Genomic DNA, 22,758 nt, shown 5'->3' with positions numbered 1-22,758 from the left:
GATTCTTTTACTATTCTATAATTTCTGCTAAGCGATCCACAATTTCAGTAATCCTTGCTTCTTTTATCCTGTAGCTGACAGGGTTTGCCACCAACCTTGAAGTCACATCAGCAATTTTCGCATATTCAACAAGACCGTTTTCCTTCAACGTCTGTCCCGTTGAAACGATATCCACAATTCGTTCAGCTAAGCCAATTAAAGGAGCTAACTCAATAGATCCGTTCAATTTAATAATTTCGACTTGCTCTCCCTGTTCACGGAAATAACCAGAGGCTACATTTGGATATTTACTGGCTATTTTGGGCGCGATATCGCTAATTTTCGTACCAGGAAGACCAGCAACAGCTAAGTAGCAGGCACTGATTTTCAAATCAAGTAACTCATATACATCTCGTTCTTCCTCTAACATAACATCCTTACCTGCAATTCCAATGTCCGCTACACCGTGTTCCACATAGGTTACAACATCCATCGGTTTAGCTAAAATGAAACGTAGATTCTCCTCTTCTACTTCAAGAATTAATTTCCGGGAATCATCAAACTCAGGAGGTAGACGGAAACCGGCCTTTCTTAATAGCTCTGCCGCTTCTTCAAAGATTCTCCCTTTAGGCATCGCAATTGTTAAAAAGCTATTATTCATCTTTTCCATTCCCTCCATTCCCCACAAATAAATGCACTTCCGAAAATGTTCTAGTAAACGCATCAACATTTTGAACGACCGTGATATCTTGAATCGTCACCCGTTTTCCTTCAGATCTTTTTGATTTTGCAAAATCAAGTGCTTCCATTCTGCGTTCGGGAGTGAATAAAATACATTCCGGCGCAACAGGCTGCATAGGTTCCCCAAGTGCTTCAGCAAGACGATCCACACGGATGGCAAAACCCGTAGCAGAAGCATTCCAGCCGAATTTTTCAAGCAGGTTATCGTAGCGGCCACCATTACCGATTGGTGAACCTACTTGATCTGCATACACTTCAAATAAAGTTCCTGTGTAATAGCTCATATGGCTGACTAATGTTAAATCAAAGCTCACATATTGAGCCACGCCAAATTCTTTCAACTGCGCAGATAATTCCTTCAGTTCACCTAAAGAATCTTGTCCTTTGTTGTTTTCAACTAAATCCAAAGCTTTTGTCAGCGTGTCTTCACTACCTCTTAATGAAATAAACTCGATGAGCCTTTGTTTATCAATAGATGAAAGCGGCAGTGATTTTACATGCTCCCTAAAACCTACATAATTCTTCTCATATAAAAACTTCCTTAATACAGAGGCTCTTTCTTCCGTACCTAGAATGCTCACGAAAAATTCCTGTAAAAATCCGATATGACCAATGGAAACCTTAAATTCCTGAAGTCCGGATGCCTTTAAAACATCTGCCAGTAACGCAATCATTTCAGCGTCGGCACAGATGGACTTATTTCCGATACATTCAATACCTATCTGTTCGAATTCTGCTGGTCGGCCGCCTTCACGCTGCTGAGCGCGGTACACATTTGCTGAATAGGCAAGGCGAAGCGGTATTTGCTGTTTTAGCAGTTTGGATGCCGCAACTCGTGCAATAGGGGCTGTCATATCCGGTCGAAGTACAAGCGTATGGCCCTGAGAATCAAGCAGTTTAAACAACTGCTGATCCAAAATAGCTGAAGCTTCACCAATTGTTTCATAATATTCCAAAGTAGGCGTTTCAATAAATTGATAACCCCACTTCTTGATTTCATCACTCATTTTATTTCGGACCGAGGCTTTCGTTTCATACAGCACCGGCAGTGTATCTCTCATGCCTAACGGTTTCTCAAACATAAATGGCTTAGTCACGACTGCACATCCTTTTGAATAATGGTTACTTTATATATATTTCCAATCGGTCCGCCTTTAAGCAAAAACCAATGTCATTACAAGTACTCATTTTTGTATATACAATTATCTTTCCAAGATAAAACTCTTAAAACCCACTGGGCTAACATATAAAATAGTATCAAAAAAAATAACATAATCATATAAATACTCGAAATTATCTATTAAATCACTTTAGTTCGCTAATATGGTAACAAGATGAAGTTATTAATAGTTTACTCCTGCCCCTATCTCCCGTCAAGAAAAAGGTGCCTGACCTTATTTCCCAAAATAAATAACGGTTACTGATACTTACAGCAGCAAGGTTTTGGAATAAAAAGTAAAGGGTCAGATCCTATTTCCCAGACCCATATACCTATCTTCAGTCAATCTTTGTTATTGATGTATACCTTTTGTTCAGGCTGTCTTATACTTTTTAGGAGATTGGTATTATTTTATTTTAGGGGGAAATGAGATTGAAGAGAATTTTTTCGTTTTTTGTTGCATGTGTCGTTCTTTTTTCGCTTGGTTTTAGCGGAACAAAGAGCTTTGCCGCAACTATGATTAACCAGGATGAGCTTAAAGCATATCTGACTGAAATAAGAATGACACAAGTTGAACTGGAAGATTATTTAGCATACTACGACTTGACATTAGATGAGTTAGAATCGGTAGCAGAGCTGCGTGATACGTTGGGACCGACTGTCACTCCAGAGACTTTACAGAATCTGCTTAATGAATATGAAATGACCGAAGAAGAACTTACGGACTTATTAATTGAATACGGCGAACTTGAAGAAGGAGAATCCATTATCGATACCTTCCACTTCATTTATGACATTGAAGATCTAATTAATTTAGAAATGGATTATGATGAGGAAGACATGGAATATGATGAGGAAGAGATGCTCGATTTAATGGATGGACTCTTTACTGAGATCGGTCTTACAGACGAAGAGCTTGAAAGATTCATGAATCACCTTTTACCCATCGTCGAGGACCCAGCTTTTGAAGATCGTCTAATGGCGATTTCCGATAGGATGGACCAATTCGAATATTTTGAAACAATTGATGAATTGTCTGCGGAACAAGTAGCGGAATTGCTTTCGATTTATAATGATTTGCAAAGCTTGCTACAAATTCAATTCAAATTTGCCTTAATACAGGACGGTGTCACCACAAACCTATCCCTTGAAGCATTATTCAAGCTTGATGAATTGACGAATGCTAGTTTACTAGTTTCAATCTATGATTTAAGCGGCAACCTTTTACTAGATTTTAAATTGACAGGTGAAATGATTGGTTCCAATTTAGTAAAAGAAACCGGTAATGACCTAAAACAGTCTACTGAGGTCATATCTAAAGTGGTGGATGTAAAATCTAAAGTGGTGAATGTAAAAAAAATAAAGAAGAAACCCACACATAAAACTGTAAAAGGCGGAGTGATGCCTAAAACAGCTGGCAATTACCTATTCGGTTCATTAATCGGTTTAATCATGATAGCCTTTGCATTTGGATTATTTAGAAAAGCGAGACTCGTTAAGTAAAATGAGCGAAAATAGGCATTCTAAGCACAAAAAAAGATGGTTGATTGCCACTGCGGCCTGCTTTTTGATCGTGGGTTTTTATTTTACAACGACGAACGCTTATACACTGTTAAAAGGATATGCCATATATAAATGGAATAAGTCTGAAACAACTGAGGCAACAGCTAAACACCCAGAAACAAAGGCTGATACTCCGGACGAGGATGAACTATATGATACACGACCGGAAACAGGTGATTTAATAGGTGAGCTTTATATTCCAAAGCTTGAGGCAACACTTCCGATCTACCATGGAACGAATGAAGATGAACTTGAAAAGGGTGTCGGTCATTTCGCTGAGTCGGTCCTACCAGGTGAGATGGATAATTCCGTTTTATCTGGACATCGAGATACCATTTTCAGAAAGCTTGGTGAAGTTGGAAAAGGTGACTTGCTTATTACCAAAACAGAAGCTGGCACGTTTACCTATAAAGTGAGGAAGGTCCGTATCGTTGATGCTGATGACCGTACGGTGATTGTTCCCAAGCCTAAATCCACACTTACTGTAACAACCTGCTACCCATTCTCATATATTGGTAATGCACCTGAAAGGTATGTACTGATCGCTGATTTACTTAAATCGGAAATAGACAATTAAAAATGAGGGCTGCATGCTTTTGCAGCCCTCTCTCCATAAAAAAAGGGTAGGAGGACAAATTCAAAATGGATAAAAAAGCTCAGGATAAGTTTTTTCAAATATTAAAAAATACGTATGATACTACAACTAACGAAGAGAATATATCGATTGACGAATTCATCGGCCAAATAAAGAATGAATTGACTTCACTATACCCCAAATTACATTAAAAAGGACTTGCCACATAGAATGGTAAGTCCTTATTTTCATAAAGAAGTTTGCTGTTCCCGATTCAGCATTTCCTCTTTTGTATAAATGATTTTCATTGGATTTCCTCCGACAAAAGCTCCCTCGGGAACATCTTTATGGACTAGTGTACCAGCAGAGACAATCGATCCATTTCCAATTGTAAGTCCTGGGAGAATAGTTGAGTTGGCTCCAATCAATACTTCGTCTCCAATCACGACTTCTCCTAACCGATATTCATTAATTAAATATTCATGAGCAAGAATCGTCGTATTATAGCCGATGACAGTATTTTTCCCCACAGATATTTTTTCTGGAAACATCACATCCGGCATGACCATCAAGGCGAATGAAGTATGCTTTCCAACTTTCATATGTAAAAAAGTCCTGTAAAGCCAATTCTTCATGCCTAAAAACGGTGTATAACGCGCTAACTGAATCACCACAAAGTTCTTCACGACTTTCCAGAATGGTACGGTCTTATACACATGCCAAAGTGAATTAGCCCCTTCTACCGGATAGCGGGTCGTGCGTCTCATTTTCTAACCTCTGTATGCTTTTCAATCTCTATGATATTCAGTAAGTCAGCCATTTGCTCTAGCATATAGTCAGGATGATAGCTTTCTAAAAATTCACGTCCTCTAATCGACCACGCGACCCCCGCTGTTTTGGTACCAGTATTTTTCCCACCAAGAATATCATGATAACTGTCTCCAACCATGATTGCCTCTTCAGGAACCGAACCGAGTTGGTTTAACGCTTTTACCAGCGGCTCTGGATCCGGCTTGGCTTTTTCCACATCATCCAGAGTGACCACGACTTCAAAGAATTGGTCAAGTTTGCTTAAACGCAGACCTTTTTCGACGACATCACGTCTCTTCGTCGTAACGACCGCCAATTTATAGCCACTCTGCATCAAAGTTTGAATTGTTTCAAACACACCGTCATACTGTGTCACAAGTAAATCATGATTCTTCCAATTGTGCTCCCGATAGAAAGCGATCATTTCATCTATACGTTCCGGATCTATAGACGAAAACGTATCAACCAAAGTCGGGCCGATAAATGGAATAATATCCTCCCGCTTGAACTGTCCCGGACAATAATGATCTAAAGTTTTTGTAAAAGAGTCGATAATCAATTCAATAGTATTGATTAACGTTCCATCAAGGTCAAATAATAATGTAGTTATGTTACTGTTCATATACGGCTTCCTTCCTCTGCACACTGTCAGTCCGATTCCAAATATAAGCGACCACCATAGTAAGCACAATAGCGGTGATTAATCTGATAAGTAATAACGGCAAAACCGGAATCCCCAGTGGAATAAAAATTAGTGTATCCTCTATAACAGCATGACAAGCAACTAAAAAGATAAATGCAATCGTCATATCCTTCTTCGAGACATTATCTTCTTTCGCTGCTTGAATCATTACACCTGCCCCATATGCAAGACCAAGCGTCAACCCTGTTACAAATGGCATAGAGGCATTTGGCTTCATCCCTAAAACTCTCATAAAAGGAGCAAGAGCTTTTGAGAAAGCTTCTAGCCATTTTAAATCTTTCATGATTTGAACGGCGACCATAAGCGGGATAACGATAACCGCCAGTTGGGCTATTCCGGAAAGAGCTTGCATAACCCCATGTAAAAGGATGGCACCAACCCCTGTAATCTCGGCTGTCTCCCGGATAGCAATTCCTTGTGCCATTTCCGATCCGCCCTGCCAAACGAGATTGATGACAACCGCAGACAAAAGCGCCAGTCCAATCCGTACAGTTAAAATGATCCACAACTTGACACCAGTTTTCATCGCCACACCTGATTCAATTAATAAATTATGTGAAAAAGATAACATCATTGCGATAATAAATACCTCTTTCACAGTCAGGTCTAGCGTTAATATGCCTGCAATCGCTGCATATAAGTTCAAAAAATTCCCTAGAACGAGCGGGATTGCTGCGTCACCAGGAAGGCCGATGAGATTCATCAATGGTGCTATCAAGTTAATGATCCATGGCAATACAGGTGTATATTGAAGCACGGTAACAATCAACGTAACTGGAAAAATCACTTTTCCCAATGACCAAGTTGTATTCAAGCCAGAAAGGAGCCCCTTTTTAACTGAATCTACTATCACTATGCCCTCTCCCTTTACACATATTCTCTAAGCATCTAAATATCTTTTCTCGGCATATCCACGGACCCTTCTAAAGATCACTAATGCAATAGCAACAGCGATTAACACAATGGAAATCACTTGTGCGATACGTAGTGACTCCGTTAGCATCAAGCTATCTGTACGTAGTCCTTCAATGTAAAAACGGCCAATAGAATACCAGAATACATACGTTAAAAATAGCTCGCCCCTACGCAGGTTCACTTTACGTAAACTTAGAAGAATAATTACACCGATAATATTCCAAAGCGATTCGTACAAAAAGGTTGGATGATAATACGTTCCATTTATGTACATTTGGTTAATAATGAATTCAGGCAGATGCATATTTTCCAAGAACGATCTTGTTATTTCTCCTCCATGCGCTTCCTGATTCATAAAATTACCCCAACGGCCAATTGCTTGACCTAACAATAAACTCGGTGCAGCGATATCAGCCAACTTCCAGAACGAGACTTTCTTCACCTTAGCAAAGACCATCGCGGTCAGTACCGAACCGATTAACGCACCGTGGATTGCAATTCCACCATTCCATATCTTAATGATATCCCCAGGATTTTGTGAATAGTACTCCCACTGGAAGATGACATAATAAATACGTGCACTAATAATCGCAATTGGAACAGCAAACAATATCATATCTGTAAATATTTCTTTATCAAGACCTCTGCGCTCAGATTCCCTTAAAGCAATAATAAGACCTAGTAACACTCCGAAACCGATAATTAGACCATACCAATGTATTTGGATTGGCCCGAGATCAATTGCAATCGGATTCAGCGGCTGTATAGCTTGTTCCATTTCGTCCCCTCTTTTCCTATATACCTATTCATTAAAATTCATCATGATCCGGTTCTGCAATTGCATGATTCAAACGATCTGAAAATTGTTCTGCAGCATTTACTCCCATCCGTTTTAGACGATAGTTCATGGCTGCCACTTCAATAATAACAGCTAAATTTCGTCCGGGGCGGACAGGTACAGTTATTTTCGTAACTTCCGTATCAATTATTTTCATTTTTTCTTCATCAAGACCAACTCGGTCATATTGCTTATTTTTTTCCCATAGTTCAAGATTAATGACTATCGAGATTTTTTTATTGCTCCGGACAGCACCAGCCCCAAATAGCGTCATTACATTAATGATTCCTAACCCTCGGATTTCAAGAAGATGTTCAATTAAATCAGGAGCATTCCCGACTAACGTATCCTGATCTTCCTGACGGATTTCTACACAGTCATCTGCAACAAGTCGATGGCCCCGTTTCACTAATTCAAGCGCTGTCTCACTTTTACCGACCCCGCTTTTTCCAGTAATCAATACACCTAAGCCATAGATATCTACTAATACACCATGAACGGCTGTAGTTGGTGCTAGTCTACTTTCAAGGAAGTTGGTCAGACGGCTGTACAACCTTGTAGTCTTCATATTAGATCTCATCACAGGAACGGACTCCCGCTCAGATGCTTCAATCAACTCTATTGGCACTTCCTGACCACGCGTAATGATAATGCCTGGTGTAAAGTCCCTACATAGTTCTTCCATCCTCTGTATTCGATCCGGCTCATTCAGTCGATTAAAAAACGACATCTCCGTCATACCTAAGAGCTGTACTCGATCCGCAGGATAATAATCAAAAAAACCAGCTATTTCAAGTCCTGGACGAGATAAGTCACTAGTGACAATTGGGCGATTAATTCCTTCTTCTCCGCTGATAAGTTCTAGACCGAATGCTTCAACTATATCTTTTGTACGGACTTTTGCCATATATCTTTCCTCCTTTTGGAGCGATACTATTTTTAGCGATACTTTTTCTATTTTAGCATTTTTCTGTTAATAACCAAACAAAGCATTATCGATTTATTCTTTTTTTCTGATGAACATGCTACTTTTTATTCCACTCGTTTGATTATAATAATGGATAAAGTATTTTTGGAAAGGAAAGAATTACATGAAAATCATTATTGATGCAGGGCATGGGTATAATACTCCCGGCAAACAATCTCCTGAGGGTATGAAGGAATATGAATTCAATAGGGAAACGGCTGAATTTACGAAGTTCTATTTAGAAAAATCAAAAGCAGTCACCGTTCATTTTGTTCATGAAGACGGGCGAGATGTTCCACTTAAGGAACGTATAAACAGAGCCATTTCACTCGGAGCTGACTTATATATCTCCATTCATGCAAACGCCTTTGGTTCTGGAAGTTGGCATGAGGCAAATGGAATTGAAACGTTCATTTATCTCTCGAGACCGAAAGAGTCACTTTCCATAGCTGAAAAGGTCCAAAGCGAACTTGTTAAAGCTACTCAGTTAAAAAATAGAGGGGTAAAAACCGCCAATTTCCAGGTTTTACGCGAAACAAGATGTCCGGCCATTTTAGTCGAATGCGGGTTTATGACCAATCAAAAAGAAGCATCTCTTTTAAAAACTACGGCGTACCGGAAAAAATGCGGAGAATCTATTGCTAAAAGCATCCTCGCCTACTATAACCTCCAAGCTGATGTAAACCCCATTATGTATAAAGTTCAAATAGGTGCCTTTACAGAAAAGAAAAATGCAGAGGCTCTTGTCAAAAGGTTAGCCAAAGATGGTTACAAAGCAATCATTAGCGTACAAAAATAAATGAAAGCCCCCCAATTTGAACTGGTGGGCTTTCATTTTCACTAGGAAACTGTTATCGCTGCAGTCTTGGTTTCTGCAAATACATGAAGCACAGGAACTTCCTCTTTAGCAGTCTTAAACTTAAGGACCTTTTGAACTACATCACTCTTTTCTTCGATGATGGTCATCCCTTCCAAGCTTACGTTAAAACCTCCTAAATTAGATTTCAACTCTCCCTCGATTGCCTTTCCTGGCGGCAGGATCAGCTGGACTTTTCCGGTAATCGATTTAGCATGTATAGAGTCGCAATCTAGCTCGGAGTTTTTGCAGACAATTTCACCATTAAAAGTTTGCACATCTATTTTTTTGAAATAACCATCCGCATTAATAGCACCGTTTAAGGTTTCAGCTTCCAAGTCATTATAATTTGTATCTGAAATGGTGATCGTTCCATTACCTGTCTCGAGCTCGCACGACTCACCATTACCCTGTAAAATATGAATCGCACCATTGGCTGTTTTTGCTTTGAGTTTATTGGATTCCAATGATTCGGCGGTTATAGCACCGTTAAACAACCTTACCTGAATGTCCTCATATTCCTTCCGAGGAATGTACAAAACCGCATCGACTTTAATGGATTTTTCGAAAACCTTAAACCTCATTTTCCCTTCTTCAATCGAGAAGTGAACATCCTCTAAAAAGTTTTTTCTCGCTTCTTCGATATCCTCCACCCTGTATACCTTTGCCTGACATTCAACCCGTACATCCTTATGATCCCAAGTAGCAATTTTTATTTTCCCATTGGCTATATCTATATCGACTCCATTCAGAACCTCATAATCATGCTGGAAAATATGACTGACATCAACTGATTTTCCAAAGTTGAAATCAAGATCGGTTTCTTTAATCTTCTTAAAAGCACTTTCAACAAAATCAATAATCTTTTCCTTTGATGACTGAATATTCTTCTTGAACGTGTCCTGAGTATTGTCCTCGCTTTTCTTATCCACGACTACGGTTGATAATTCATTTTGTAGTTTCTGCTCTTTCGCTTCACTTTCCTGACTAGCTTTTTCTAAGTCTTCCAAAAGACTCATTGCTTCTACTGCAGTCAACTTTCCATCTTGAATCATCTCTAAAATTTTCTTTCTTTCTTCCTGCATGAACATTCCTCGCTTTCTAAATCATTTTATTCATACATACGCCTAGAAATCTAAAAAGTTTCATAAATACACTAATTCCCATTTCTCGACAAGGTGCTGCGACAATTTTCGAAAAGAGCAAAGTGGAATTTCCCCGGAAATATCTAGCTTTCATGGGTTTTAATCAAATGATTAATTAAATTGACGCTGTCATATTTCCACATAAAAAAACAAGCCAACTGGCTTGTTTTTTTATGCATGTTCATGCTCTTGTTCTTTTTCTTCAATCAATTTTTCCATTCTAATTTGGTCACGGGTCAGAACAGGCTTTAAGTATTTCCCTGTGTATGATTCGGAAACTTCACATATTTCTTCAGGCGTACCGTAAGTGACAATCGTTCCGCCCTTATCCCCGCCTTCTGGACCTAGGTCAATAATATGGTCCGCAGCTTTGATGACATCAAGATTATGTTCTATTACTAAAACAGTATCCCCATTGTCTACCAGCCGTTGCAAGACTTCGAGCAACCTCGCTATATCATGGACATGAAGTCCGGTAGTTGGTTCATCCAAGATATAAAAAGAGCGGCCAGTTGAACGGCGATGCAATTCAGAAGCGAGTTTCACCCTTTGCGCTTCACCGCCCGATAAAGTGGTTGCCGGCTGTCCAAGCTTGATATAGCTCAGACCAACATCATAAATCGTTTGTAGCTTCCGCTTGATTTTCGGGATGTTTTCAAAGAAACTAACCCCTTCCTCAACAGTCATATCGAGAATGTCGGAAATGTTTTTACCTTTATATTTCACTTCAAGCGTTTCCCGGTTATAACGTTTACCATGACAGATTTCACACGGAACGTAGACATCAGGAAGAAAATGCATTTCAATCTTGATAATTCCGTCACCACGGCAGGCTTCACAACGACCGCCCTTCACATTGAAACTGAATCGTCCTTTTTTATAGCCACGGATTTTCGCTTCATTCGTTGAAGCAAAAACGTCACGAATATCATCAAATACACCTGTATAGGTTGCTGGGTTAGAGCGTGGCGTTCTACCAATAGGTGATTGGTCAATATCAATGACCTTATCTAAATGCTCGATTCCTTTAATTTCACGAAACTCCCCTGGTCTAGCTTTGGCGCGGTTTAGCTTTTGAGCTAATGACTTATGAAGAATCTCATTCACTAATGTACTTTTCCCCGAACCTGAGACTCCTGTGACAGCTGTAAAAACTCCAAGCGGGAATTTAACATTAACGTTTTTTAGGTTATTTTGTTTGGCCCCTTTAATTTCAATAACACGGCCGTCATTTTTCCGGCGTTCCAATGGCAGCGGGATAAATTTCCTCCCTGATAAATATTGGCCGGTTAAAGATTTAGGGTTATTCATGACCTCTTCCGGGGTTCCAGCAGCCACGATTTCTCCACCATGAGCGCCTGCACCTGGTCCGACATCAATCAAATAATCCGCCGCAAGCATCGTATCTTCATCATGCTCAACAACAATCAGCGTGTTTCCAATTTCGCGCATATTCTTTAATGTTTCAATTAATCGATCATTATCTCGCTGATGCAATCCTATAGACGGTTCATCTAAAATGTAAAGAACACCAGTCAAACGGGAACCAATCTGTGTTGCCAATCGAATACGCTGGGCTTCACCGCCTGATAATGTTCCGGCTGCTCGGCTTAACGTTAAATATTCCAAACCGACATTGGCTAGGAAACCGAGCCGCTCCCGGATTTCACGTAAAATCAATCTCGCAATTGCAGCTTCCTTTTCGGTCAAATCAAGCTCGTCAAAAAATACTAAAGCTTCTTCTACCGATAAAGCGGTAGTCTCACTTATATGAACCCCTTGAATAAGCACAGAAAGACTCTCTTTTTTCAGCCGATGTCCCTTACATGTTGGACAGTGGTGCTCCGACATATATTTCTGCATTTGTTCACGAATATAATCTGAGTTCGTCTCCTTAAAACGCCGCTCGATGTTTCTTATGACGCCTTCAAATAGAATATGTCCCTCTTGCACTCTTCCAAAATCATTTTTATAGCGGAAATAAATTTTATCTTTACCTGAACCGTATAAAATTTTCTCCAATTTATCATCCGGTATATCTTTAACTGGCACATCCATATCTATGTCATAATGGGTGGCTACCGCTTCAAGAAGCTGAGGATAATATTGAGAACTCGTCGGTTCCCATGGGGCAATCGCATGTTGACGCAGACTTAATTCCTTATTCGGGATGACCAAATCACGGTCCACCTCAAGTCTCGCTCCCAAGCCATCACAATCAGGGCAGGCCCCGAACGGGCTATTGAAGGAAAACATTCTCGGCTCTAGTTCTTCGATGGAAAAGCCGCAGTATGGGCAGGCATGGTGTTCGCTGAACAGTAGTTCTTCTTCACCCATTACGTCAATGATGACTTTGCCTTCACCAAGCTTCAAAGCACTTTCTAATGAATCCGCAAGCCGTGCCATGACTCCCTCTTTAATAACAATTCGGTCTATAATGACTTCTATAGAATGCTTTTTATTCTTTTCGAGAGTGATTTCTTCACTAAGATCGTGCATCTCCCCATCCACACGAACGCGGACATACCCTTGCTTTTTTACTTCTTCTAAAACTTTTACATGCGTTCCTTTTCTACCTGAAACAATCGGTGCCAATACTTGAAGCTTAGTTCGCTCAGGGTAATCAAGGATGCGATCTACCATTTGCTCAATCGTTTGAGAGGTAATTTCTATATGATGGATCGGACAGGTTGGCCGGCCGACTCGAGCATATAGCAATCTTAAATAATCATAAATCTCCGTGACAGTCCCCACAGTTGAACGAGGATTCCGGCTCGTCGTTTTCTGATCAATAGAAATCGCCGGTGACAATCCTTCAATCGCATCGACATCCGGTTTATCCACTTGGCCTAAAAATTGACGGGCATAAGCGGACAGTGATTCTACATAACGTCTTTGACCTTCTGCATAAATCGTATCAAAAGCCAAGGAAGACTTTCCAGATCCAGATAATCCTGTTATCACGACGAGTTTATCTCTAGGTATCGTGACATCAATATTCTTTAAATTGTTGGCTCTGGCGCCTTTTATCACAATTTTCTCCATTGCCATGTTTCGTCACCCTTCCGCTTTTAACTCTAGTAATAAGTCACGCAGCTCGGCAGCACGTTCGAAGTCTAGTGCTTTTGCTGCTTCCTTCATTTCTTTTTCCATGCTTACCATCACTTTTTCGCGCTCTTTTTTAGGCAACTTCGCGAGGCTTGGAGCAAGGTCTTCTTTATATTCTTCACCTTCTTCGGCTACATGAGTAGCCCGGATGGAGTCACGAATGTCCTTTTGAATGGTTTGCGGTGTAATTTGATGCTCTTTATTGTATCTTTCCTGAATTTCACGGCGCCGCTTCGTTTCATTAATCGCAAGTTCCATTGAATTCGTAATACGGTCGGCATACATAATAACGTGGCCGCTTGCATTACGAGCAGCGCGGCCCATCGTTTGGATGAGTGAACGCTCTGAGCGAAGGAAGCCTTCTTTATCAGCATCGAGAATCGTAACCAACGACACTTCCGGAATATCCAAACCTTCACGTAAAAGATTGATTCCAACCAGCACATCGTATTTGCCCATTCGTAATTCTCGGATGATTTCTATCCTATCTAATGTTTTTACCTCTGAATGCAGGTATTGAACTTTGATTCCAATTTCCTTTAAATAATCAGTTAAATCTTCAGACATCTTTTTCGTTAAGGTCGTAATTAGTACCCGTTCATTCTTTTTAACCCGCTCCTGTATTTCACCTATTAGGTCATCTATCTGGCCTTCAATTGGTCGTACTTCAATCGTAGGATCTAGCAAGCCAGTAGGACGGATTATCTGCTGAACCATTTCCGGTGTGTGTTCGAGTTCAAATGGTCCCGGAGTTGCCGAGACGAATATAGATTGATGAACCTTTTCTTCAAATTCCTCAAATCGGAGTGGACGGTTATCTTTTGCAGAAGGCAGGCGGAAGCCATGATCAACGAGCACTTGCTTACGAGCCTGATCTCCATTGAACATGCCCCTGATTTGTGAAAGGGTTACGTGTGATTCATCCACAACTAATAGAAAGTCTTCTGGAAAGTAATCCATCAAGGTGTATGGTGTTGCACCTGAGGGACGGAGGGTTAAATGGCGTGAATAGTTCTCGATACCCGAACAAAAACCCATTTCCCGCATCATTTCTAAATCATAACGGGTCCGCTGCTCCAAGCGCTGAGCTTCAAGCAGTTTTTCATCCTCCCTCAATTCCTTCAATCGTACTTCCAGCTCTTTTTCGATATTTTGAACGGCGATCTTCATTTTCTCTTCACGAGTTACGAAATGGGAAGCTGGAAAAATTGCGATATGTTCCCGTTCACCAGTAATCTCACCGGTTAGGGCATCGACTTCACGAATACGATCAATCTCATCCCCGAAAAACTCGACCCGTACACAATGTTCATCACGGGAGGCCGGGAAAATTTCGACCACGTCACCACGAACCCGGAAAGTCCCCCGTTGAAATGCAATATCATTCCGCTCATATTGAATGTCCACAAGTCTGTGCAACAATGTATTTCTATCTATTTCCATGCCTGTGCGGAGAGATACCACCATCTCCCGATACTCTTCTGGAGAACCCAATCCATAAATACAAGAAACACTGGCAATGATGATCACATCTTTTCGTTCGAACAAAGAGGATGTCGCCGAGTGACGTAGTTTATCAATCTCATCATTGATACTTGCATCTTTTTCAATGAATGTATCAGTGGAAGGCACATAGGCTTCTGGTTGGTAGTAATCGTAATAGCTAACAAAGTATTCAACAGCATTATTAGGAAAAAACTCTTTGAACTCACTATAAAGCTGCCCTGCCAGCGTTTTATTGTGGGCAATGACAAGCGTCGGTTTATTTATTTGTTGAATGACATTAGAAACGGTAAATGTTTTCCCTGTACCCGTTGCCCCCAACAATGTTTGCATTTTCTTTCCTTCTTTTACACCATCGACAAGCTTTTCTATTGCTGCAGGTTGATCTCCTTGAGGAGAGTATTTTGAGACTAACTCAAACTTATCCTTCACCAAGCATAGCCTCCTACTGAAATATTTTTATATAAAAAACGGGATATACTATATCCCTTCTATTTATTCCGGTTTTAGAAAGTATATATACACATTCTACCACAATAGCCTCAAAACAAACCAGCAAAAGCGAACATCTATTCTATTTTTGGTTTTTTATAATCTTTAGATGTCGAGAGTAATAACAGGAAGAAGTACAAAAAAAGCACCTTTATGTCAGGCGCTCTTTGATGTTCGTTTCATCATTCTTTTTGACAACCAAAATCCCACTGTCAGTGACAGTGCGTCAACGATGATTAATAAATTTGTATGCGTATAACCTTTATATGCAGAAGCTGTAATCAACGCAACTGTTAAAACAAGACCCACGATATTATTATAGGTGACCCTTGAAAATAGCATAACAAGTAGACAAGGAAAGAAAAGGGCAGAAAGAAATTTAATCATTTTTTCATCTCCTTTATAAGAGAAAAATAGAATAGTTTCAGTTTAAATGATTATGAAGTTTTTTGCCAATCTATTTCCTACTATATTTAATAATTGTTCGGAAGGTTGGCTCTACCACGATTACAAATTTATTCTTATTAAGCAAAGAGACAAACCCCTTCTAAGAAGGAAGTTTGCCTCTTTTCCATCTGTTAATACGGATCTGCGTCATGTCCTTTTCTAGCTCCTTCCTCTGGGTTATCTGTCCCTCCCATAGGTTTTGAAGACTCTGTATGTTCAGAAGCTGAAGCTAAACCTTCTTTCAGTCTGCGACCGTATTCTTCATCAGCCTCCTCAGCAAGAGCAACCATTTTTTCCTGAATGCGTGGATCTGCAGGAGCTAATGCTGACACAAGATTGGAGATTAATTCATCTCTTTCCCAATCTTCAAATTCACGGAATGTTTCACCAGCCTGTTTCGTATTACTTTGCCGATCTATTGTTTCTCGAACAAGTTTTCCTTCTATAAAAGGTGTATACTCTTTGCCAGTTTGCTTGGCTTCCTTTAAACCACCTACAGTTGATGGTTCGTAGTTGATATGAGGACTTTGATCTCCTCTGCCAACTTCATATTGCATTTGTCCACCAGTTTGATTGGTTGCTGTTGGTTTTTTCGGTGAATTAATCGGTAATTGAAGATAATTTGCTCCTACACGGTGACGTTGTGTATCAGAATAAGAGAACGTACGCCCTTGTAACATCTTGTCATCCGAGAAGTCTAGTCCATCTACTAGGACGCCCGTACCGAATGCAGCCTGCTCCACTTCAGTGAAATAGTCCTCCGGGTTTTTATTCAATACCATCGTACCAACATGCAGCCACGGGAATTCATCTTTTGGCCAAATCTTTGTATCATCTAGCGGGTCGAAATCCAATTCAGGGTGATCATCATCACTCATAATCTGTACGTTGAGATCCCATTCCGGATATTCCTCACGTTCGATTGCTTCATATAAGTCCTGTGTGGCATGATTGAAATTCGTAGACTGAATTTCATTAGCCTCTTTCTGTGTCAAGTTCTTTATCCCTTGTTTAGGTTCCCAGTGATACTTAACAAGGACTGCTTTCCCCTCTTCATTCACCCATTTATAGGTATTAACACCAGATCCCTGCATCATGCGGTAGTTAGCTGGAATGCCCCAAGGGGAGAACAAAAACGTAACCATATGAAATGTTTCAGGAGAGCTTGAGCAAAAATCAAAAATTCTTCTCCCGTCCTGTATATTCGTGACCGGGTCAGGTTTAAAAGCGTGAATCAAATCCGGAAATTTCATGGCATCACGGATAAAGAAAATTTTCAGGTTATTTCCGACAAGATCCCAGTTTCCATCTTCTGTATAAAATTTAACAGCAAATCCACGAGGGTCACGTAACGTTTCTGGTGAAGTCCCTCCATGAATTACAGATGAAAACCTGACGAATACCGGTGTTTTTTTACCCTCCTCCTGAAATACCTTAGCTCTCGTATATTTTGAAATCGGCTCGTCCCCTGCTTTACCAGTCGGAACAAAATAGCCATGGGCGCCTGCACCGCGGGCATGCACGACCCGCTCTGGAATCCGTTCTCTATCAAAGTGACTAATCTTTTCCAGAAAGTCGTAGTTCTCTAGTGTACTTGGGCCTCTGTTACCGACCGTTCGGATACTCTGATTATTCGTGATGGGGTGCCCTTGCCGGTTTGTTAACGTTTTTTCTGAGTTATCATTTGTTCTTTTAGATTTTTCAGACAAAACATTTCCTCCTTTGCTAATTAAAACCATAATACATTTTACCTTACCCTAATTCCCAAATCTTACTCGTCTATCTTCAACATTATTCAAGATATTGTAAGACCAAGTTCTGCGGTTTAAACCTGGTAACCAATGTTAATGAAAAAAAGTTAGCTAAAACTATACAATCTGAATTCAGAAAACAAACAAACTTGAAAGACCACGGTACAAAACGTGAAATTTCGAGGTTATTTAATCAAGCAGCTAATTAGTAGAATTAGGATTTTTCACCAATCCCCAATCAAACCTAGAGGAAAAATTGATAGTAACTACTGGGGGAGATTGGGTTAAAAAAACACTTAAATTTGATTTGAATTTCTATAATCATGAAAAAGCTTTGAATGGAAAGCTATTCAAGGCCTTTTTTATGAGAAGACGAGCATACCCATTTTTGTATATGTCATCAAAGCTCCATTATAATTAAGGATAGAATAAAAAAATTCAAAAGCGAGGTGCCTTCATTGGATGAAACATTATTAGGAAGACTAAGCAGAATGATGACAGGAAAGGTCAGCCGCTGGGTCGTCATCGCTGTCTGGATAATTGCAGCTACAATATTAACAATAACGTTACCGGATGTTAAGGATCGCACATCCAATAATACCGCTGACCTGCCTGCAGACTCAGCTTCTGTCGTGGCTGATAAGCTCATTAAAGAAGAGTTCCCGAATTCCTCAGGGATACCCGCCTTACTTACATGGCATCGGGAAGGTGGACTGACAGAAGCCGACTTGGCCGAGGTTCAATACCTTTCCAAGGAATTGACAGAGAATCCATTAACACAACAATCATTTTTACCTCCTCTTCATGAAATCCCATTGCCTGCGCTGCAGGGATCTGTTTCAGAAGATGGTACGACTTTCGTACAGCCGCTCTTCTTTAAGGAGAAAACTGAGACCGCTGTATTAGAAAAAAACCTTAAAATTATTAATAGAATAGTAACAGAGCACGTTGGCCTTGACCCGTTGAAAGTTCAAACAAATACAGAAAATTTATCACTTCGTGTAACAGGCCCGGTTGGAATTTCTGTCGATGCAACTGGATTATTTTCAGGTGCAGATTTCCAATTACTTTTTGCGACAGTAATACTTGTACTTGTCGTGTTATTACTAATTTACCGCTCCCCACTTTTAGCCATTATTCCACTTATCGGAGTCGGCTTCGCCTATCTTGTCACCAGTCCAATCCTTGGACTTATGGCAGATCACGACTGGATTACAGTTGATTCTCAGGCTATTTCCATTATGACCGTATTATTATTCGGTGCAGGAACGGATTATTGTCTATTTTTAATCTCCCACTACAGAAGTGAATTAAGACATCATGAAAGTAAACGAGAAGCCATGATTGCAGCCTTTAAGGATTCATCAGGTGCCATTGCGATGAGTGGACTTACGATTGTAATCTCTCTACTAACTTTACTTGTAGCCAAATATGGAGCCTATCATCGTTTCGCAGTACCATTCAGCTTATCCATTTTAATCATGATGTTAGCAGCCTTAACACTCGTACCTGCACTACTTTCCGTATTCGGTCGGGCCTCTTTCTTCCCTATCGTTCCACGCACACCAGAAATGGAAGAATCACGTGCGAAGAAAAAAGGCAAACCCGTTAAGAAACATAAAGAAGCAGGTCGCATCGGCAATTGGATTGGGAATATCGTAACAACCAAACCATGGACTGTCATTCTTACATGCCTGATTATCTTCAGTGTATTAGCGTGCTATTCATCTCAAATAAAATATTCCTACGATATTCTATCTTCATTCCCTGAAGATATGAACTCCCGTGAAGGATATAAGGTCATTTCCGACTCATACACACCCGGAGAACTTGCACCAGCCACAGTGGTTGTCGATACTGATGGTAAGGACATCGACTTGGCAGATGAACTAAAAAAGATGAATCTGGTTGAAAGTGTCACAGATCCTATTAACAGTAAATCCAATAAGGATTTGCAGTCATATGAAGTCACATTCAATATCAATCCGTACGATATTGAAGCCATAAATTCAATTCCTGACATTCGCAGCCTAGCTGAAAAAGAACTGAAAGCCGCCAATATCTCAGCTGTTGATGAAAAAGTATGGATTGGAGGGCAAACAGCCACTCAATTTGATAAAAGAGATACGGTTAAGACCGATGAATTTATGATTATCCCAATCATTATCGTCTTGATTTCCTTGCTCCTTTTAGCCTACTTGCGCTCTGTGACAGCTATGATTTATTTAATGGGAACGGTCATCCTCTCCTTCTTTGCCGCTATGGGCTTAGGTTGGATAATCCTCCACTATTTCATGGGAGTGGAAGCAATTGAAGGTACAATTCCACTATATTCATTCGTATTCCTTGTCGCCCTTGGGGAGGATTACAATATCTTTATGGTTTCGAGTATTTGGCGCAAGAAAAAAACAATGCCTATCAAACAGGCAATCAGAGAAGGAGTCGCCGAAACAAGTGGGGTCATCACCTCAGCTGGCATCATCTTAGCAGCCACTTTTTCTGTTCTTGCTACACTGCCAATTCAAGTACTGGTTCAATTCGGACTCATTACCGCACTCGGTGTGTTAATGGACACGTTCATCGTTCGACCATTCCTTGTTCCAGCGATTACCGCACAGCTTGGGCGCCGTGCCTTCTGGCCAAGTAAAGTCGCTATTCATGAAGAAAAAGAAAGTGCCCAATAATAAAGAAAGTTAGTTTTATTTTTTAAGAAAATAAAGTATTAAATAACCTGCGCCTCGTAACATCGGCACAGGTTTTTTGTATATTTTTCAAAATTAAGGAAAAATTCCAGTTGACACTAGTAAGCTAACCTCTTATAATTACATCAAGTTCAAATATCTCAAATTAAAGATATATAAATTCAAGATTAATATACTAGGAGGAAAAAACAATGACAAATACCAAATGGGCAATTGATCCGACTCACAGTGCAATTGAATTTTCTGTAAAACATATGATGATCGCAAAAGTAAAAGGGAGTTTTAATAAATTCGAGGCAAACATTTCTGCAAATCCATCTGATTTAACAACAGCTGAAATAGATTTTACTGTAGATGTAGCAAGTATCGATACACGCAACGCAGACCGAGATAATCACCTGCGTTCAGCTGACTTTTTTGATGTAGAAAAAAATCCGACTTTAACGTTTAAGTCAACGAAAATTGTGAAAACAGGTGATGATGAGTACGATGTGACAGGTGATGTAACCCTTAATGGATTTACTAATGAGGAAACATTCGCTATTACATTTGAAGGTCAAGGAAAAGATCCATGGGGAAATGAAAAAGCAGGGTTTAGCGGAAAAGGTAAAGTTAAACGCAGCGATTATGGTTTAACCTATAATGCAGCATTAGAAACAGGCGGCGTTCTTATAGGCGACCAAATCACACTTACCATCGAAATAGAAGCAGCTAAAGAAGCCTAATATTAAAAGCAGCTATCCGTTAGGATAGCTGCTCAGACTGTAGACAAACTCGATGAAAATCGAGTTTGTCTACAGTTTTTTTGAGGGGTTGTAAAAATTCGACGTTGATTTCCACTCCAGGCACTCGCTTTCCGCGGGCGGTCAGGGAGCCTCCTCGGCGCCTTTGCGCCTGTGGGGTCTCCCTTGGACACGCATTTCCCGCAGGAGTCTCGCACCTTCCGTTCCAATCAACTTTGTTTTAACAATTAGATATAACCACTTTTGCCTACAGTCCTTTTTGTTTTAATATAGAAGTATTAAAACTTGAGGTGATGACGATGCTTTCGAAACATAATTCTATTCAGCGAGATCAACTTGAAATGATTACTTTGGATCAACTGGCGCCAGCGAACCATTTGGTTCGTAAAATTGAGGGGGCCATTGACTTCACTTTCATTTATGACTTGGTGAAAGAGATGTATTCAGAGATAGGCCGCCCAAGTATTGATCCAGTTATTTTAGTTAAATTGACATTCATTCAATATACCTTCGGTATTCGTTCGATGCGTAAAACGATTGAAGAAGTTGAAACGAATATGGCTTACCGTTGGTTTTTAGGTTACGGTTTCCATGATAAAGTACCTCACTTCTCAACGTTCGGGAAAAATTATGAGCGTCGCTTTAAAGATACAGACCTGTTTGAACGGATTTTTTATCGTATCTTAATGACAGCTTCAGAAAGAAAGTTAATAAGTGCAGAGCACGTATTCGTTGATTCAACACATGTGAAAGCCAGTGCGAATAAGCGAAAATTCGAAAAGAAAATCGTTCGTAAGGAAACACGAGCATATCAAGGACGCCTTCAAGAAGAAATAAATCAAGATCGTGAAAACAATGGAAAGAAGCCTTTTCCACCGGATAAATTTGATAAAGAAGAAACCAAAGAAATTAAAGAAAGTACAACTGACCCTGAGAGTGGCTACTATGTAAAAGATGAACGAACAAAACAGTTTGCCTATTCATTTCATGCGGCTGCGGACCGCAACGGTTTTGTGCTGGGGACGATTGTAACACCGGGAAATACGCATGATAGTCATATCTTAGAGCCTCTTGTTGAACAAGTGATTGAGAAAGTTGGAAAACCTGAAGCTGTTGCCGCAGATGCAGCTTACAAAACACCAGCCATTACAAGCCTACCTTTTTGGGAAAGAAATCACACCAGCTTTACCCTATACACGTCCACGAACAAAAGAAGGGTTCTTTCGCAAGCATGACTATGTTTACGATGAACATTTTGATTGTTATCTCTGCCCATCGGGCGAGATTTTAAAGTACTCAACAACAAATAAAGAGGGCTATCGCGAGTACAAATCACCCAAACACACTTGTGCGACATGCTCATTTTTATCACAGTGTACAGTAAGCAAAGACCATCAAAAAGTGGTGACACGCCATATCTGGCAAAATTATATGGAAGAAGCAGATCATCTGCGTCATCACAAGGATGTAAAACCTATATATGCGAAACGTAAAGAAACAATAGAGCGTGTATTCGCAGATGCAAAAGAAAAGCATGGTATGCGTTGGACTACTTTAAGGGGACTTAAAAAATTGTCGATGCAGGCGATGCTTACTTTCGCTGCCATGAATTTAAAGAAGATAGCCAATTGGACATGGCAAGGTCCAAGAATGGCTTAATAAAGTGGGCTCGTAGAGGCCCAATCTCTTAATCATGAGCAAAATTCAAAGAGAATTTCAAAAGGGGTCCGGAATTAAAACATTCCGAACCCCTTTTGTCTAC

18 protein-coding genes and 1 pseudogene are annotated in these 22,758 nt (G+C 40.1%); 7 read left to right on the top strand and 12 right to left on the bottom strand.

Annotated elements, in window-relative coordinates; genetic code table 11:
• Nucleotides 1-10: 10 nt before the first annotated feature.
• Both hisG and JFU24_RS18155 read right to left on the bottom strand, forming a co-directional pair.
• Nucleotides 11-640 (bottom strand): ATP phosphoribosyltransferase, encoded by a 630-nt coding sequence (hisG, locus tag JFU24_RS18160; protein WP_201225062.1) that lies wholly within the window; start codon nucleotides 638-640, stop codon nucleotides 11-13.
• The gene (locus JFU24_RS18155) at nucleotides 633-1,817 is read right to left on the bottom strand and encodes an ATP phosphoribosyltransferase regulatory subunit (protein ID WP_201250265.1); all 1,185 of its coding nucleotides are present in this window, start codon (nucleotides 1,815-1,817) and stop codon (nucleotides 633-635) included. Before JFU24_RS18155 ends, hisG begins: the two co-directional genes overlap by 8 nt.
• A gap of 494 nt (nucleotides 1,818-2,311) precedes the next feature.
• On the opposite strand from JFU24_RS18155, the gene JFU24_RS18150 reads away from it, so the two are divergent.
• The 3 genes from JFU24_RS18150 to JFU24_RS18140 all read left to right on the top strand — a co-directional run bounded on the left by JFU24_RS18150 (nucleotide 2,312) and on the right by JFU24_RS18140 (nucleotide 4,228).
• Nucleotides 2,312-3,382: a processed acidic surface protein gene (locus JFU24_RS18150; RefSeq protein ID WP_201222660.1), complete on the top strand. Its 1,071-nt coding sequence runs from the start codon at nucleotides 2,312-2,314 to the stop codon at nucleotides 3,380-3,382.
• Nucleotide 3,383: 1 nt separating this feature from the next.
• Entirely contained in the window at nucleotides 3,384-4,019 is a 636-nt protein-coding gene (locus JFU24_RS18145) for a class D sortase (RefSeq protein WP_056524485.1), read from the top strand.
• Nucleotides 4,020-4,084: 65 nt separating this feature from the next.
• Nucleotides 4,085-4,228 (top strand): hypothetical protein, encoded by a 144-nt coding sequence (locus JFU24_RS18140; RefSeq protein WP_201222658.1) that lies wholly within the window; start codon nucleotides 4,085-4,087, stop codon nucleotides 4,226-4,228.
• 36 nt (nucleotides 4,229-4,264) lie between these two features.
• On the opposite strand, the gene JFU24_RS18135 is transcribed toward JFU24_RS18140, so the two are convergent.
• The 5 genes from JFU24_RS18135 to hprK are packed head-to-tail and all read right to left on the bottom strand — an operon-like array spanning nucleotide 4,265 to nucleotide 8,189.
• On the bottom strand, nucleotides 4,265-4,783 hold the full coding sequence (locus JFU24_RS18135; RefSeq protein ID WP_056524482.1) for an acyltransferase: 519 nt from the start codon (nucleotides 4,781-4,783) through the stop codon (nucleotides 4,265-4,267).
• A complete protein-coding gene (ppaX, locus tag JFU24_RS18130) occupies nucleotides 4,780-5,448 on the bottom strand; it encodes a pyrophosphatase PpaX (RefSeq protein WP_201187341.1) in 669 nt (222 codons plus the stop codon). Before ppaX ends, JFU24_RS18135 begins: the two co-directional genes overlap by 4 nt.
• The gene (locus tag JFU24_RS18125; RefSeq protein ID WP_057215882.1) at nucleotides 5,438-6,382 is read right to left on the bottom strand and encodes a nucleoside recognition domain-containing protein; all 945 of its coding nucleotides are present in this window, start codon (nucleotides 6,380-6,382) and stop codon (nucleotides 5,438-5,440) included. The genes ppaX and JFU24_RS18125 overlap by 11 nt, the downstream gene beginning before the upstream one ends.
• A 27-nt stretch (nucleotides 6,383-6,409) precedes the next feature.
• Complete coding sequence (lgt, locus tag JFU24_RS18120) at nucleotides 6,410-7,222, bottom strand: prolipoprotein diacylglyceryl transferase (RefSeq protein WP_201250264.1); 813 nt, start codon at nucleotides 7,220-7,222, stop codon at nucleotides 6,410-6,412.
• Between the two features lie 31 nt (nucleotides 7,223-7,253).
• Nucleotides 7,254-8,189: an HPr(Ser) kinase/phosphatase gene (gene hprK, locus JFU24_RS18115; RefSeq protein WP_201187347.1), complete on the bottom strand. Its 936-nt coding sequence runs from the start codon at nucleotides 8,187-8,189 to the stop codon at nucleotides 7,254-7,256.
• Nucleotides 8,190-8,373: 184 nt separating this feature from the next.
• Between hprK and JFU24_RS18110 the strand changes: the two genes are divergently transcribed.
• Entirely contained in the window at nucleotides 8,374-9,048 is a 675-nt protein-coding gene (locus JFU24_RS18110; protein ID WP_201187349.1) for an N-acetylmuramoyl-L-alanine amidase, read from the top strand.
• A gap of 41 nt (nucleotides 9,049-9,089) precedes the next feature.
• Here JFU24_RS18110 and JFU24_RS18105 read toward each other — a convergent pair whose 3' ends face one another.
• From JFU24_RS18105 to JFU24_RS18085, 5 genes are all read right to left on the bottom strand, one after another.
• A complete protein-coding gene (locus tag JFU24_RS18105) occupies nucleotides 9,090-10,190 on the bottom strand; it encodes a DUF4097 family beta strand repeat-containing protein (RefSeq protein WP_057216271.1) in 1,101 nt (366 codons plus the stop codon).
• A gap of 231 nt (nucleotides 10,191-10,421) precedes the next feature.
• On the bottom strand, nucleotides 10,422-13,301 hold the full coding sequence (gene uvrA / locus JFU24_RS18100) for an excinuclease ABC subunit UvrA (RefSeq protein WP_201187352.1): 2,880 nt from the start codon (nucleotides 13,299-13,301) through the stop codon (nucleotides 10,422-10,424).
• Between the two features lie 6 nt (nucleotides 13,302-13,307).
• A complete protein-coding gene (gene uvrB / locus JFU24_RS18095) occupies nucleotides 13,308-15,293 on the bottom strand; it encodes an excinuclease ABC subunit UvrB (RefSeq protein ID WP_201187355.1) in 1,986 nt (661 codons plus the stop codon).
• 216 nt (nucleotides 15,294-15,509) lie between these two features.
• Entirely contained in the window at nucleotides 15,510-15,740 is a 231-nt protein-coding gene (locus tag JFU24_RS18090; protein ID WP_053348589.1) for a CsbA family protein, read from the bottom strand.
• 191 nt (nucleotides 15,741-15,931) lie between these two features.
• Nucleotides 15,932-17,509 (bottom strand): catalase, encoded by a 1,578-nt coding sequence (locus JFU24_RS18085; protein ID WP_242486077.1) that lies wholly within the window; start codon nucleotides 17,507-17,509, stop codon nucleotides 15,932-15,934.
• Between the two features lie 533 nt (nucleotides 17,510-18,042).
• Between JFU24_RS18085 and JFU24_RS18080 the strand changes: the two genes are divergently transcribed.
• The 3 genes and pseudogenes from JFU24_RS18080 (at nucleotide 18,043) to JFU24_RS18070 (ending at nucleotide 22,655) form a co-directional block, all read left to right on the top strand.
• Nucleotides 18,043-20,235 carry an MMPL family transporter gene (locus JFU24_RS18080; RefSeq protein ID WP_201250933.1) on the top strand — a complete coding sequence of 731 codons (2,193 nt, stop codon included), beginning with the start codon at nucleotides 18,043-18,045 and terminating at the stop codon, nucleotides 20,233-20,235.
• Nucleotides 20,236-20,444: 209 nt separating this feature from the next.
• The gene (locus tag JFU24_RS18075) at nucleotides 20,445-20,978 is read left to right on the top strand and encodes a YceI family protein (protein ID WP_053348586.1); all 534 of its coding nucleotides are present in this window, start codon (nucleotides 20,445-20,447) and stop codon (nucleotides 20,976-20,978) included.
• A gap of 317 nt (nucleotides 20,979-21,295) precedes the next feature.
• A pseudogene (locus JFU24_RS18070) lies at nucleotides 21,296-22,655 on the top strand (IS1182 family transposase).
• Nucleotides 22,656-22,758 lie beyond the last annotated feature (103 nt).

The sequence above is a fragment of the Peribacillus sp. TH27 genome (genome assembly GCF_016650915.1).
Classification (GTDB): domain Bacteria; phylum Bacillota; class Bacilli; order Bacillales; family DSM-1321; genus Peribacillus; species Peribacillus butanolivorans.
The sequence above is the reverse complement of the archived record's forward strand: the minus strand, read 5'-3'. Positions and strand labels throughout refer to the sequence as shown.